12 protein-coding genes and 1 tRNA gene are annotated in these 15,262 nt (G+C 31.3%); 7 read left to right on the forward strand and 6 right to left on the reverse strand.

Annotated features, from left to right (window positions below; translation table 11 throughout):
* The first annotated feature begins 120 nt into the window (after positions 1–120).
* The 4 genes from ACJG85_RS03895 to ACJG85_RS03910 all read left to right on the forward strand — a co-directional run bounded on the left by ACJG85_RS03895 (position 121) and on the right by ACJG85_RS03910 (position 5,037).
* Positions 121–2,040, forward strand: a complete 1,920-nt coding sequence (locus ACJG85_RS03895; RefSeq protein WP_412476971.1) for a M1 family aminopeptidase — start codon at positions 121–123, stop codon at positions 2,038–2,040.
* A gap of 77 nt (positions 2,041–2,117) precedes the next feature.
* A complete protein-coding gene (gene rseP, locus ACJG85_RS03900) occupies positions 2,118–3,464 on the forward strand; it encodes an RIP metalloprotease RseP (protein ID WP_412464909.1) in 1,347 nt (448 codons plus the stop codon).
* A gap of 83 nt (positions 3,465–3,547) precedes the next feature.
* Positions 3,548–3,621 (forward strand) — tRNA-Asn (locus ACJG85_RS03905).
* Between the two features lie 192 nt (positions 3,622–3,813).
* Positions 3,814–5,037 (forward strand): site-specific integrase, encoded by a 1,224-nt coding sequence (locus ACJG85_RS03910; protein WP_412476972.1) that lies wholly within the window; start codon positions 3,814–3,816, stop codon positions 5,035–5,037.
* On the opposite strand, the gene ACJG85_RS03915 is transcribed toward ACJG85_RS03910, so the two are convergent.
* From ACJG85_RS03915 to ACJG85_RS03935, 5 genes are all read right to left on the reverse strand, one after another.
* Positions 5,034–6,476 (reverse strand): hypothetical protein, encoded by a 1,443-nt coding sequence (locus tag ACJG85_RS03915; protein WP_412476973.1) that lies wholly within the window; start codon positions 6,474–6,476, stop codon positions 5,034–5,036. The genes ACJG85_RS03910 and ACJG85_RS03915 overlap by 4 nt on opposite strands.
* Positions 6,477–6,546: 70 nt before the next feature.
* Positions 6,547–7,338, reverse strand: a complete 792-nt coding sequence (locus tag ACJG85_RS03920) for a DUF5131 family protein (RefSeq protein WP_412476974.1) — start codon at positions 7,336–7,338, stop codon at positions 6,547–6,549.
* A gap of 271 nt (positions 7,339–7,609) precedes the next feature.
* A complete protein-coding gene (locus tag ACJG85_RS03925) occupies positions 7,610–8,839 on the reverse strand; it encodes a hypothetical protein (RefSeq protein ID WP_412476975.1) in 1,230 nt (409 codons plus the stop codon).
* Entirely contained in the window at positions 8,840–9,283 is a 444-nt protein-coding gene (locus ACJG85_RS03930; protein WP_412476976.1) for a hypothetical protein, read from the reverse strand. It abuts the gene before it with no gap.
* The gene (locus ACJG85_RS03935; RefSeq protein ID WP_412476977.1) at positions 9,280–12,738 is read right to left on the reverse strand and encodes a hypothetical protein; all 3,459 of its coding nucleotides are present in this window, start codon (positions 12,736–12,738) and stop codon (positions 9,280–9,282) included. The genes ACJG85_RS03930 and ACJG85_RS03935 overlap by 4 nt, the downstream gene beginning before the upstream one ends.
* A 269-nt stretch (positions 12,739–13,007) precedes the next feature.
* On the opposite strand from ACJG85_RS03935, the gene ACJG85_RS03940 reads away from it, so the two are divergent.
* Both ACJG85_RS03940 and ACJG85_RS03945 read left to right on the forward strand, forming a co-directional pair.
* The gene (locus ACJG85_RS03940) at positions 13,008–13,403 is read left to right on the forward strand and encodes a hypothetical protein (RefSeq protein ID WP_412476978.1); all 396 of its coding nucleotides are present in this window, start codon (positions 13,008–13,010) and stop codon (positions 13,401–13,403) included.
* Between the two features lie 76 nt (positions 13,404–13,479).
* Complete coding sequence (locus ACJG85_RS03945; protein ID WP_412476979.1) at positions 13,480–13,914, forward strand: JAB domain-containing protein; 435 nt, start codon at positions 13,480–13,482, stop codon at positions 13,912–13,914.
* 133 nt (positions 13,915–14,047) lie between these two features.
* Here the strand turns inward: ACJG85_RS03945 and ACJG85_RS03950 are convergent, their stop codons facing one another.
* Positions 14,048–14,272, reverse strand: coding sequence for a helix-turn-helix domain-containing protein (locus ACJG85_RS03950; RefSeq protein ID WP_412476980.1), 225 nt, complete (start codon positions 14,270–14,272; stop codon positions 14,048–14,050).
* A 119-nt stretch (positions 14,273–14,391) separates the two neighbouring features.
* Between ACJG85_RS03950 and ACJG85_RS03955 the strand changes: the two genes are divergently transcribed.
* The gene (locus ACJG85_RS03955; RefSeq protein WP_412476981.1) at positions 14,392–15,183 is read left to right on the forward strand and encodes a hypothetical protein; all 792 of its coding nucleotides are present in this window, start codon (positions 14,392–14,394) and stop codon (positions 15,181–15,183) included.
* The last annotated feature ends 79 nt before the right edge of the window (positions 15,184–15,262 follow it).

Here is a 15,262-nt window from a genome sequence, read left to right on the forward strand (position 1 = left end):
CCCAAAAACTTAAGGGCATAAACCGATTATAGTCAAAGGTATACCGGTTTGAATTTATGAAGCAACAATCCTCAGCTTAATGCAATTATTGTTATATTCGCAGAAATTCAACGAATTACTATGAAAAAGAGTTACTTTTTACTGGTTTTTTTTACAATTTCTTCGGTTTTTGCCCAAAGTGATGTTTTAGAAACCAACAATATTGCTGAGTTGGAAAGGAAGTCGGCTTCAAGAACCATTAATTTTCAAGCCAATGCCAATACCCTTAACTATGATGTAACCTATCATAAGCTGGAGCTTACTGTAGATCCAGCAGTGTATTTCATTGCCGGAAAAGTAACCACTACATTTACCGCCTTGGCCGATATGAGTACTGTGACTTTTGATTTGGCCAATGAATTGGCGGTTACCTCTGTAAAGCAGGGAACAACCAATTTGAGTTTTGTGCAAAACGGGAACAACGAATTGGTTATCACATTGCCAAGTACTTTAGCTACAGGAAACGCAGCCACTGTTGAAATGATTTACTCAGGAGTACCGCCTCAGAATGCCTTTGAAGCTTTTGCTATCAATGTTCACTCGGGGGTAGCCGGAATGTGGACCTTGTCAGAACCTTACGGAGCCAGAGATTGGTGGCCGTGTAAACAAGACTTAAGTGATAAGATTAACAATATTGATGTTTACATCACTGCTCCGAGTCAGTATGTGAGTGTGGCCAATGGGATGGAGCAAACACAGGTAGTAAATGGGAATGGAACCAAAACAACTCATTTTCGCCATGGGTATCCTATTCCTGCTTATCTAATAGCTTTTGCAGTAACCAATTATCAAGTATATACCCAAACAGCAGGGACAGCTCCTAATACTTTTCCGGTTGTAAATTACATTTATCCTGAGAATTATGCTTCGGCAGTAACTTCTTTAGCTCAGACTTTGCCTATTATGACTTTGTTCGAAACCTTATTTGAGTCTTATCCTTTCCGAAATGAAAAATACGGACATGCACAATTTGGTTGGGGCGGTGGTATGGAGCATACTACAGTGTCATTTATGGGAAGTTTTAGCAGAGGGTTGATTGCTCATGAATTGGCCCACCAATGGTTTGGAGATAAGATTACTTGCGGTACCTGGAAAGACATATGGTTGAATGAAGGATTTGCCACTTATTTGTCGGCTTTAGTGATTGAAAATTTTGACGGATTGAATGCTTTTGTGACTCAAAAAGCCAGTATGGTTAATTTTATCACATCCAGTCCCACTGGGAATCTATACCTAACGGATGCTCAATTAACGGATGTTGGCAGAATTTTCAGCAGTAGATTAAGCTACAACAAAGGCGCGATGGTTTTGGAGATGTTACGATTTAAAATGGGAGACACTGCTTTTTTTCAAGCCATCAGAAATTATTTAGCCGATAGCAACCTGGCTTACGATTATGCTGTAACCACCGATTTGAAATCACATTTAGAAGCCGTTTATGGTCAGAGTTTAACGGAGTTTTTTAATGATTGGGTTTACAATCAAGGGTACCCAACTTATACCATTACTGCTCAAAACTGGGGTTTGGGTCAGGCCCGATTTGTTATCAATCAAACCCAATCCGATCCGTCGGTGAGCTATTTTGAGATGCCGGTGCCTATTCGCATTACCGGTGCCGGCGGACAAACAGCAGATTTGGTGTTAAACAATACCACCAATGGGCAAGTGTTTGTTCAAAGCGTTCCATTCACAATTACCGGAGTTCAGTTTGATCCCGAAGTTCATTTAATTTCTAAGAATTCCAATGTTACTTTGACCAATGAAGTGTTTTCATTAGAGGAAGCTGTGGTATTGTATCCTAATCCCGGGCATGACGAATTGCACATCCAAATGCCGAACAATATCGTTTTGAATGAAGTAGTGGTTTATAACAGTTTAGGGCAAAAAGTGCTAACCAATAACAGCTTGGATATAGTGATAACCGGCCTATCAACCGGTGTTCATTATCTTGAAATACACACGGCTGAAGGCACTATTCATAAAAAATTCATAAAAGAGTAACCAAATACAAATAATATATGCAGGAGTAAGGTGAAAACCTTACTTTTGTGCGTTTAAAAGAAATGACAGTTTAACACATGGAAATTGCAATCAAGCTCTCTCAGTTTTTACTGAGTTTATCAATACTCATCATTCTACACGAATTAGGACATTTTATTCCGGCCAAATTATTCAAAACGAGAGTCGAAAAGTTCTACTTGTTTTTTGACATCAAATATTCCTTATTAAAAAAGAAAATCGGCGAAACCGAATACGGTATAGGTTGGTTGCCCTTAGGAGGTTATGTCAAAATCTCAGGGATGATAGACGAGAGTATGGATACCGAGCAAATGGCGCAAGAACCGCAACCGTGGGAATTTCGCTCTAAACCGGCTTGGCAACGATTGATTATTATGTTGGGCGGTGTTACGGTAAATTTCATTTTGGCTTTTCTGATTTACATCGGGATGACCTTTTTCTACGGAGAAAAATACATCAACAACAGCAATGTTAAAGACGGCGTTTGGGTGCACAACCAAGAATTGGAAAAAGCCGGAATTCAAACGGGAGATAAGTTAGTAGCCATTGACGGCAAACCGGTTGAAAAGTTTGAACCTTCGGTAAATATGGAGGTGTTGATGGCTAAAACTGTAGTAGTAAACCGCAATGGTCAAGAAAAGACCATTAATTTACCAAACAATTTTATCGGAAAATTTATCGATCAGGACAAAAAAGGGCTGATAGGTTTAAGATTGCCTTTTGTGGTTGCCGGATTTGCGGAAGACTCACCCAATAAAGAGCAACTCAAACCCAAAGATATCTTTGTATCCGTTAACGGGCAACAGTTAAAGTATTTTGACCAATCAAAAGCCTTGTTCGCCGCTTACAAAGGCAAAAAAGTTTCGGCCATTGTAATGCGTAACGGGAAAGAAACACCGGTAAGCTTGTCGGTAAATCAAGAAGGCAAGCTTGGTGTAGCACCGGCTGAAATCACAGAAGCCAACTTAGAGAAATTAGGGTATTATCAATTCAATACCGAAACATTTGGTTTCTTCGAATCTATACCGGTGGGTATTGACAAAGGTTTTGCCCAATTGGAAAACTATTGGAAACAACTCAAATTAATCTTTAATCCAAGCACCGGAGCTTATAAAGGCGTTGGAGGATTCCACGCTATCTATAATGTGTTTCCGGACAGTTGGAGTTGGGAAATCTTTTGGAGCATTACTGCTTTATTGTCAATCATGTTAGGTGTAATGAATTTATTGCCGATTCCGGCACTTGATGGTGGTCATGTGATGTTTTTATTATACGAAATGATCTCCGGCAAAAAACCAAGCGATAAGTTCATGGAAAAAGCGCAATTGGTTGGCTTTGTTTTACTTATTTCATTATTGTTGTTTGCCAACGGAAATGATATTTACAAAGCGATAGTAGGCAAGTAATTTTTTTTGAAATTTTATTCATTTTTATTTGCAAAAAATAAAATTCGTTCTATCTTTGCAACCGCTTAAAAGATATAACATCTTCCTCCTTAGCTCAGTTGGTTAGAGCATCTGACTGTTAATCAGAGGGTCCTTGGTTCGAGCCCAAGAGGGGGAGCAAAATCCTAATCAGAAATGGTTAGGATTTTTCTTTTATGTACTTTCCTCAATGTTTCAAGTGGTTTATGTGTTTTATACTAGGTTTTGTAAAAATCTATTGTATAACTTATAATTATGTCTAAAAGGCATACAATTGGGTTGCAACTTTTCAAAATTAGGTTGCAATTTTATAACATTAATATTAAATCAGATGACAACAAAATCATTGAAAATATTGTTTGTTATTTCTGCTTCTAGAATAAATAAAAAGGGATTAGTCCCATTAGTTTGCAGATTAACTTATTTAGGCGCTAGAAAGCCCTTTACTACAGGGTTATTCATTAATCCTAATCATTGGTACAGTAAGCTACAAACAGCTAAACCTCCTAATGAAGAAAATAAATTCATAAATAACGAATTGAGCCTGATTAAAAATAAAATTAATCAGGCTTTTTTAATGCTCCAAATTCAAGGAATTGAATTTACTGTTGAAGATGTTTACAACCAATATAAAGGTAAGCCTGCTATTCAAAATATAGGACTGTGTTTTTATTACAATGAATATCTCTTAAAATTTAAGAAACTAGTAGGGATTGAAATTAAAGATTCAACATGGAATAAATTTAATTATATCCATAGTGATTTAAGAGACTTTATAAGGCAGAAATACAATAAAAATGATGTTTTGCTAAAAGACTTAAACTTTTCATTTATTGTTGAATTTGAGTACTATTTAAAGACAGAGAAGCAACAAAAGCAAGTGACAATTAATAAAGCCTTACAAAGGTTTAAAAAGGTGGTTAAAACAGCTGTAATAGCTAAGTTGATTGACTCATCTCCCTTTGTTGAGCACAAACCAAAAAGAGTGATAACTAATGTAGTTTATCTTAATACTGATGAATTGAAGCAATTGGAAAATCATACTTTTTCACAGCAAAGATTAGAAATAGTCAGAGATTTATTTGTGTTCTGCTGTTATTCTGGCTTAGCTTATAATGAGATGATTAAATTAGAACCAAAACACATTGAAAAGGGTTTTGATGGTAATAATTGGATTAAAATAGTTCGAGATAAAACTAGTAAGATTGTTTCAGTTCCATTATTACAAAAATCTACTACCATAATAGAGAAGTATAGTAATCAGGATAGCATCTACATGTTACCAAGAATAAGCAATCAGAAGTTTAATTCTTATTTAAAAGAGATAGCTGAAATTATTGGTATTGAAAAGAAACTCACCCATCATACCGCGCGTAAGACATTCGCATCAACTGTATTGCTTTATAATGACGTGCCTATGGAAATAGTAAGTGAATTACTAGGACATTCCAAAATGAGCATAACTCAAGAACATTATGCTAAAGTTGTACAGAAAAAAGTTAGTGAGTATATGGTAAATTTAGATGCAAAACTAAAAGAAAGAGAGATGGGTTAGTTCCATCTCTCTCTTTTTAATTTAGGTTCTACACCTATAAATTCTTTTAATACATTGTACATTATTGATTCAACATACTCCACATTGTCTTCAGTAGTAATTACTGAGTCATGAAGGGTTGTTATAAACACATCAGGCATTTCGTCAGATACTACTTTGCATACTTTATGAAGTACTAGTTCCGCTTCTAGCCTTTGTAAACAAATTGAAAAGGCAGGGTGATTTCCATGTCCTTTTTTAATTAATTTGAAAATACTGTAAACATTAGGATATAGTTCTTTAAAAAGTTGAACATACCTACTTGAGCTTACTAGAGAGTTTGGACTGTAAATTGAACAAAAAGTAATCTCTTTTGCCTGTTCTCTCAGTATTTCAGGAGAATTAGGTTCAACCAATCCATTTTCAATTAGAACTCTCGCAAATCCCTCATAAAAATTGCCACTGGCTACATTTTCTATAAATTGTAAAACATCTGGCTCATTTTTGACTCTCCTTATTTTTTCTACTACCATAATAGGGTAATTAGATAGAGTAGTTAACTTAGGGTTAGTAATCTTAGTATCCATATTGTTCTTAGTAAAGATATCATCATCCAATAATGAGATAGCTAGAAAGGGTTGTGAGTTTTTAATATCAATTGCACAAAGTCTCTTACCTCCATATTTAACAAATCTTCTTAAGCCTCCCATCAACTGTGTAATGTTTGTATGCAATCTAAAACCAGTATTATCAACATGAAATGAAAACTCCTTGTTTTTTAGTCTTAAAAATGGAAGCAATCTACTGTTGTATCTCAACATTATTTCACTAGTTTCTCCATTACATAATTCTGATTCATACAACTCATTCAAATAATTAATCCCACCTTCATAATCAATTTCAAGCTCATCATTAAACCATCTTTTTAAATAGCTTAATTCTTCTGTTAATTCAACATTATAGTTTCTATTAAGATATTCAATATTCTTAATTAAAGTCCATTCTGTTATTCTAACAGGGATAACTTTTGATTGGTAAGCTTGAGCAAACTTTAGACCTCTTGAAAATTTCCCTGGTTTATACTGTCTATTCTCTTCAATGATTCTATGTCTTTTAAGATAGTTTATATACTCATTATAATTATGTATTCTTGCTTGAAGGAACTTTTTATTGATAGGGGTAAATCCCTGACTGTTATCAATAATATCTCTTTTCCCTGCAGGAATTGATGTAATCAAATGGAGTATGTAGACAAAACAATCTCTCTTATACTTAAAATCAGGAGGGTTTTCATCCAAAAGCCTGTCTATATTTATATTTTCAGGCACATACAATGTCAAAGAACTAATTTTTTCATAGCCATCTTTACTTAAAGTAACAAGTCCTGTATCTTGACTTGAGCTATTTAACTGATTAGAGTGGAGATTTAATACAGACTCCACTATTGAATTTTTTTCCATTCCCCTCCCGAAGGAGGGCTAACCCATATTTCAGGGCTAGACCTTGCTGTTTTAGCAATTGTTAGTGGACTTAATTCAATTCAGGTCTCTCTCTAAACCTTAAATCTTCAGGAATTTGGCTGAGCAAATCTCCTTTACCTTTCATTTTATACTTTCTAGCTAGAAAGGTTCCGGCTTGTTTGAACCATACTAATACACCAGCTTTCTGTAAAGTATTTTTTAAATTTCTAAACCACTCTGGTTTTGCCTCTCTAAACAATGGTACTTTACCATCCTTAAAAACTCCAGATTCTCCACCAATAATACCCCAATGAATACCATCTAACTGATTTGGCTCTAGCTTGATGTCATCTAAAAGAGGTTCAAAGGAAATAAACCTAATTTCACACGGGACTTCTATCAAAACTCTAATTCTATCAATAACACTAGGCTCGTTGTTTTCAACACTAACACCTAACCAAACATGTCTGTAGTTTTCCCTGCACCAATCATCTGGTAAACATTGTTTAATTCTTTCAGGTCTCTTGGTTAAAATCTGATAGGTATGATGAGGAGTTCTCCTGATAATATCCCAAGCTTCTTTTCTCCATTCATCTGCATCAGGGTGAAAAAAATCACTCATGGAGCAGGTAAAAATTACTGATGGGGTTAAAACTTTTAAGGGCTTTTCAAAAACCAATTTAGAAGTTCTTTTTACTACTTTGGGGTTTCTACCATTTTTAATTTCAAAATTATCCATATAACAGAATTTACATCCTGCGGATACTTTAGAACATCCTGTCCATGGATTCCAAGTCAGGTCAGTCCAGTTAATATGGGTTTTATTGAACCCATCTACTTTGTTTAAATTTGTTAATTCCATTCTTAAAAAAATTATATATTTTTATGAATGCGAATGAGAACAACACTACACACGCAGAAATGACAAAATCAACACCATTGATTTTGCCTAATTCTACAGAAACAATAAACAGTATTCTGGAAAAATTAGAGGCAAAGGCAGCACTCTATTAAATATTCGAAGTAGCCTTAAACAGGCAATCATTTTTCCTCAAAAATAATGCCAATAATAATTTATCGAAATAAAAAAATGATTATAATTATAAATTATAGAAAATTTAAATTAAAGTATTTCAATACTCAAGCTCATTATTTATCATTTTATCTATAAATGCAGCACTAGTATAGGCGGCATAATCTTGAAATGAATCATTCTTTTCTTCATTTGCAAAATCACAAACTGATTTTATTGATATCACTTTTGGTTTAGGTTTAATACCATGATCAGAGCTATAGAAAACACCATAACTCTCCATTTCTATACCTATTAATTTTCTGCTTACATTTTTTATTTTTTCAATCTCACCTTCTGATTGAATAACAGCAGGAACTGAGGCCATAGGTCCAATGTATGCATTCAATATGTGTGAAGGAGGGCTTCCTGGGTACTCATTTCTTATCTCGTCTAAGTATTTCCTTCTAGAAGTAATTGGCAATAGCTTCTCTTTAATTCCTTCATCTAAAATTTTGAATTTTGGGTCTGGTTGAAATAATGCTCCATTGTCCCCATCATTTTTTATCTTACCACTTGAGCCATCCCAAACTTGGTCAGCAATTAAAACATCACCTAATTCAACTTCACCTTTGATTCCAGCGCAAATTCCACTCATCATTACATATTTTGGCTTAAAATTTCTAATTAGCTTCATAGTTAAAGTTGATGAAGCACACATTCCCATTTGAGGGCAACAAGCAGCAACAATTTTTAGTATTTGTTCATCCTTTCTAGTTTGACCAATATAATAAATAGTGTTATCACTGTTGGCTTTATACTCTTTCCAACTGTAATTTAATTTTAAGACTTTGTCTAATTCCTTATATATAGCAGTTATTATTGCAACATCAAAATTATACTCTATATCATCTATTTTTTTTAATTCATTTTTGGAATTTATTAAGTACTCTATTTTGCTTCTAAGAACGTTCTTCCATTCTTCCTCATCTTCTCTATATTCAATTAAATACCATAAGTTCTTTTTAAATTCTGATGAATATTTATCAATATATTCACTATAACCTGAAATACCAATTATATGAAATGGTCTAAATTTATTTGGGTCTGAACTTAATTCATTTAAAAAGTCAATACCATTCTCAGGAGATTCCTCTTCTCCAAATTCATTAGGTATGACTAGATCAAGTATAAGTAAATCAAATTTATCAGTATCAACTTGCAGTCTTGCATTATTTGCATCAACTGATATTTTAATGTTAGTTTTGGGAATTTCAACATATTCAAGAAGAACTTCTTTAATCGCAGCTATTTTTTGACTATTATCATCAACAATTAAAATTGAAATCATTTATTTAAAATTTTCTATTATTTTTTTTAACTCATTTTGCCAGCCCATTTGTGTTGAATTATAATAAATACAACCTAAATAAAAGTCTGAAAACTCATTTTTAAGTGAATTGTCAATTTCTTCAAGAGAAACATCACCGAACTCTTCATACTGAGTAACTATAACAGCTTTTATTTTTATGCCTTCTCTCTCCATTTCTTGGAGGATGACTTCTCCTCCTCTGTCTAATGTTTCTCCACCATCATCTTCTTTTGTAATATCAAAAGTAGGTAAGCTCATGTCAAGGATTAGTAAATCAAAGTGATTGGACAAGATTGTTTCTAGTCCACTTTGGTATGATTTTTTGACCTCAATATTCCTCTTATGAATTTTCAGTTCATCATTTAAAAAAAGCTCTAATTGACCTGATTTGTTGGGGTCATTTTCTACAATCAATATTTTCATTTCAATAAATTTACAAGTGAAATATTACAAGTTACTTTGAATTTGTTTTTTTCTATTTCAAAACTAAAATAGTTATTAGAGTCGCGAAATACATTCTGAATGATGTTATATGCTTTTTTGAAACCAGTATTTCCTTCACCTCTAATTCTTTTCAAATTAATGTTTTTTAAATCATTTTCAGCTTTTTTAATCTCGTCTTTAAGCTTTTCTAAATCTTCAACTTCTGTTAATAGGTTGTCAAATTCAATGATAATTTTTTCCCCTTCATTAGATATGGTAACATTTGCATATTCATCAAGCATATCGTTATTCTTATAATAATCATGAATATTAGTTAAAAAAATCTTTATTAAGTCAACAAAATGAGGGAAATAGATTCCTTTAATCAAACATTTTTCTTGGTCATTTTGGATTAATTTTAATTCTGCAGGATTATTAATGTTGTTAACTATAGTTAAACTTGTGTTTAGTGCATCGTCTATATAAAAATCAATTTCATTATTCTTGCTTTTATTGAACCAACTTACAACATAATCAACATCAGATTGAACGCTTGTTCTACAATCTGCAATTGCTCTAAAAATAGCACTAGAGGATTTAGCTGGAAGAATAACCTTTAAATCTAATTCCAGATTATCCAATTCACTTATTAGATTTTCTTTTATATCAGAGTTAATATTATCTCTTATGTGCTCCAAATTACTTTCGGTAAACTTCCACAATATTTCAAAAATAACTTTAACAAACTCCTCAAAATCATCGTAATGTTGCAATGATTCTGTAAAAACAAGATACAGCCACGATTCATCCCATTCAGGAATAAACATATAATCAAACCACCCTGTTTGCTTAGTTTTAGAATCTTCAGTTTTAATTTGAATGTAATTGTCTTTCAAACTGTTAATTATCTCATCTATTGATGAAGAAAAAGATGCTAATCTATTTTCAAAATTTAGTCTTTGTTCAATATTTAAATCAGAATTAATCTGTCTCCAATTTTCATTTTTTATATATTCTCCATTCACAGATGATTTTGTTGTCACCAAATTATAACCCTTAAATGATTTGCGTAACTGGTTAATAATAGTGCCATGTCTTATTCTTTGACTTAAATAATAGTCCAGACCATATTGATTACTAAAAAGAAATTTATCCCTTATATCCTTATACAACTGTACAAATATTTCGTATTGCATATCAGATTTTCTGATAGATTTTTTATATGTATCAGCATCAATATTTCCTTTTAGTAAATCATACAAAGCTTCATAAGCAATACCCTTTGCATCCATATTACTTGATTTTAGAAGCTCTGAAATAGTTCGGTATCTTACAAATCCTTTTTTAACATCTGATAATTCAGATGAAAGGATTCCATTTTCATCAACATAAATTTTACTTTGGTCAATTTCTTTTATTCTTTCTTGAACAGTGATTCTTTTTGTTATTTCAGCTATTTCTTGGTTGTATTCTTTAACATGATTTGTATCAACTCTAGCTAAAATTTGGCAAATAGAAATTCTTTCAAGCAAAACTGAGTTTGAGTTTTTAAAAACAGTAACTTTTCTTGAAATTATTTTTTGATTTGCAATATTTTTTAAAAAGAAAATCTGTGATTCAGTTGCTAAAACTCCATCATTAATTAGTTCAGTTGGGCGGTCTATTCTTTGAGACCTCATGTATAAATCGTATGCTATATATTTAGGATGAGTTTCGTCAAATACTAGGTACATAAATATTGGGAAACTAATATTATCAATAGAAATGTATTTCCAGTTATTCTTATAAATTTTTGTTGCTAATTTTTTTGCTTCAATTTTAGAAACAATTGCTTTATTAGTCAAATAAGTATCAACAAACAGGTTGATTGCTTCGTCATTAAGTCCAAGATTAAAATAACATTCAAACAAGATAGATATACAATATTCTTTAATATAATGAACTTCAACCAAAGGGAGCAATTGAATTATTTCATCTTTGCACAATTCAAATTCACCTGAGTTAAACAAGTACTTAGCCCTATAAAATTTTATTCTATATTCCGGAATAATACCTTTAAAATTTATTAAAACACTTTCATCTCCACTTAAAATACTATCAAAGAAATCTGTTGTTATTGAACCTCTTTTCGAAAGTGAATTTAAATACTCTTTTTGATTAAGTAGATTATTAAAGATTTGGTAGTTAATGGGGTTGTAAAAATCTGAGAACAAATAAGAATTTGTGGTTTCAAAATTGTTTATTTCAGATTCTGAATTTTCAAGATTTCTTTGTATAAAACAAACAATTTCTTTAGAAATGTCAAAACTTGATATTGATAAAGCACTTGTCAATAAATCAACTAAAGATTCATTTGATTTTTCATTTCTCAAACAATATTTGTGGACTAAGTCAATAATATTGTCTAAAATACATGGGAAATCAGAAACTTTTTGAATTGATATATTGAGATGGATATGTGCCTTAACATATAATTCAACTATTGAAAAATTGATGTTTTTAGATAAAAAAATCTTTGCACTTTTAATAACTTGATCATATTTCCCAACAGTGAAATCATCAACTATTGATAACTCTTCAATATTTAAATCATTTCTATCACTTATTAAAGAAAAATCATCAATTGACAACATTTTTAAAAGTAGATTGTCATCAATTTTTTTAGCTATGTTGGTACATTGTCTTTTAAAAAATTCAATTTTATCAGTGTCTGTTTCATAAAATTTGTACTTTATTATAGCTGCTCTAAAAATCAAATACTTGTCAAATAGAGGTAACTTTCCACTAGCCCAAAAAACACTGCCAAAATCATTATAATCATATTTTATTGGATTTAATCGAAATTTAAAATATTCCGCATAATCTGGACTTATATCACGACTCGTTAGATTTTCTAAAGTACTTTCATAATTAAAAAAAGTTATGTCATCTTCAACTTTACAACTAAAGAAAGTAATTAAAAAATAGAATGCAGGGTCACTAATTTGTTTTGTCTTACAAGAATTTAAAAGCTTAAAATTGAATTCGAGACCTTTGTCGTACTGTGTTAATAAAAATTTATTTTCAAGCCCCCAATATGATAGAGAAACTTGCTTTATCTCAGCTAAAATTTCAGAAGATTTGGCATAATCCCCAAGTAGTATAGTATTCTCAAATTGTTTCTTTTTACTCAGAAAAAAATTAATTTCGTTAGGATGTTTTAAGAACTGGTGTACAAGCCATCCAATCTCCTTTTCATCATTTTCATAATAACTTAATGCCCTTTTTCCGAAGTCACTTTCATTTTTTACAAATAAATCGCCATATACTAAGCTATCAAATGTTCTTGGAATTCTCTTTAGTATGAATTCTTGTTCTTCAAACGAATAGAAAGCCTTTAAATCTTCTATTAATTCCTTTTTATTAATATCCCTTCGGTATAGTGCTTTTTTAAAACTCTCAAATCTCTTATTCATTCTAGTTTCCTTAAACTATCAAATTTAGTAATATTTTTTTAGAAAAAATTTTTAGTAGCTTCTATGTAAATGTAAACCTCCCCAAAGTACATACCCCCGTTTCTTTAATCACAGGAAATACCTCCACCTATTTTGAGCAGGAAAGAGTTTCTTGTGCCTATTAAATACATTTGATTTTTATACTTCATCAACTTATTGTGAAAGTTGGAATATATGAAAAGTAAATGTTAGTTCACTCTAGGCTAAATTCAACACAAACTTTTAAATCAATGGTAAGAATTGTAAACTATTCAAAAAGACAAACAGAGGAGGGAAAAGAATTCTTTGTTTTAGAAATTTCCGGAGGATTAGAAATGGTAAAATCACAAATTACAAATCAGTTTTATGCAACATCAAAAAGGGCTTTTATTCCCTCTACATTTGATGAATTAACTTGTAAATCTCTAATAGGAACTGAGATGGAAGGATTTGTAGTAAAACAAGTGTGTGAACCTTATGATTACACAGTTAAAGAAACTGGCGAGGTAATCAGATTAGCTCATAAATATGTTTATGAATTAAATCAAGATGCCACAACCAATGAGGATAAAGCTATTCAAACACTTTTGGCGGAGGGGAATACTTTCTCTAAAAATGGTCAATACAAAGAAGAGCCAGTACTTTAATTTAAGCTCGTCCTAAAATGATTATACCCAATTCAGGGAAATATCAAAAGTGGACGAGTTTTTTATTTTTAATCTTATGGAAGTAGCTGAAATTAAAGTTTCCTATTCAAATACTAATCTTGAAAAGGTAAAAGTCACTAATAGCCAAAATATATTTGATTTAATTATTAAGCATTGGAATCAAGATATTATTGAGTTCCAAGAAGAGGTTAAAATTGTTCTTTTAAACAGAGCAAATATTGTTTTAGGGATATATGAACTTTCTAAAGGTGGTATATCAGGAACAGTTGTAGATATAAGGATTATTCTAGGAGTGGCATTAAAATGTAATGCTTCTAGTATTATAATGATACATAATCATCCTAGTGGTAAATTAGTTCCTAGTGATGCTGATGTAAAAATTACTAAAGGACTTAAGGATGCTTGTAAGTTGATGGAAATTGGCTTACTAGACCATTTAATTATTACTAGAGAGGGATACTATAGTTTTAGTGATGAAGGGAATCTATAACTTACATTCCCTATTATGATAGTAGAAATTTTAATTTATGTATGTGAGTAAGAGTGTTTAAAACACCTTTTTTGAGAGGGAAAAGTTTTATTATAAATAAATTAAGATATAATAATATAGCGAAAAGGTGATTTTAACGGTTGTTAAATTTCATTAATTCCTCCATTGTTATTTCAAGTCCTTCGCAAATCTCCATTAAGTAAATGTAAGTTGGGTTAATTCCTCCTCTTTCTAACCTTGCAATTGATTCTCTATCCTTATTAATCTTATGTGCGAGTTGAGCTTGAGTTAAACCTTTTAACTCACGCATTTCCTTAATTTTTTTACCAAACTGTTGAAGTTCAATCTCTTTATCCATTGACCAAAGTTTGGGCTTTGTAACAAAAATTAAAGGAACGTATGCGTTACGCTTTGATATATTTTGTAACTATGCAATTGTTCATTGAATATTTAAGAATAATTCAAAATGCTTAAATTATGTTAGATAAAATCACAGTAGTTTTAATAATTGGTGGAATATTTGTTTTGATAGGTTTTACATCTTATGCCTTTAAATACATCACCAATAAAGAGTATAGGGAAAAGACTAAGCAAAAGAAAAAGTTAAGTCCTGAAATTCAAAATATTTTTAATCAAATTGATTACTCTTATGAAGAAGATGATTATAACAAACTTTTGAATGTTGAACTTGGACAATCACTCTCTGAATCAGTTCTCAAAATTAACAAATCACAAAAATTAACTGAGACAGACAATTTTGTTCAAAGGAACAAAATGGAATTGACAGCATTCATAAACATTGTATTTAGTAGGCTTAAAAAAAACAAGATAGATGCTGTTCTATCTAAGTTTGATTCTGAGAATTGCTTATACATAAAATCTAAGTTATCGGATATTGAAAAATTCAAAGATGCGTATTTTACCAAATACAACTATGATGATATTAAGGTTGCTTTTATAGGAGTTTTGATTGGGGAAAGATTAATAGAATTAATTCAAAAAGAATCTGATAAGATTTACAATGAGTCAAAATTTGAATTTCAAAAATCAGGTTTAGAGTTAAACTCAATTGATACAGATTTTATAAAAAGTATTTTATCAGATGAGAATTATTCAGAATCAATTAGCAACTTATTGAAGTCGAAAAGTAGTCCTTCTTATAAATATGTTTCTTTTAAGGTATGGATTAATTTACTTCAAAAATCCCTAAATGAAAAAGCTCAAAAACTAAATGATTACTTTGAGTATTGGAAATTAGATAATATTTAAAACACTTAATTACTTCAATACATTCTTTCCCTATTATGATAGTAGAAATCATAAAGAGGCATAGAATTGGGATAACTCT

The sequence above is a fragment of the Flavobacterium mekongense genome (assembly GCF_047038255.1).
In the GTDB taxonomy this organism is placed as follows: Bacteria; Bacteroidota; Bacteroidia; order Flavobacteriales; family Flavobacteriaceae; genus Flavobacterium; species Flavobacterium mekongense.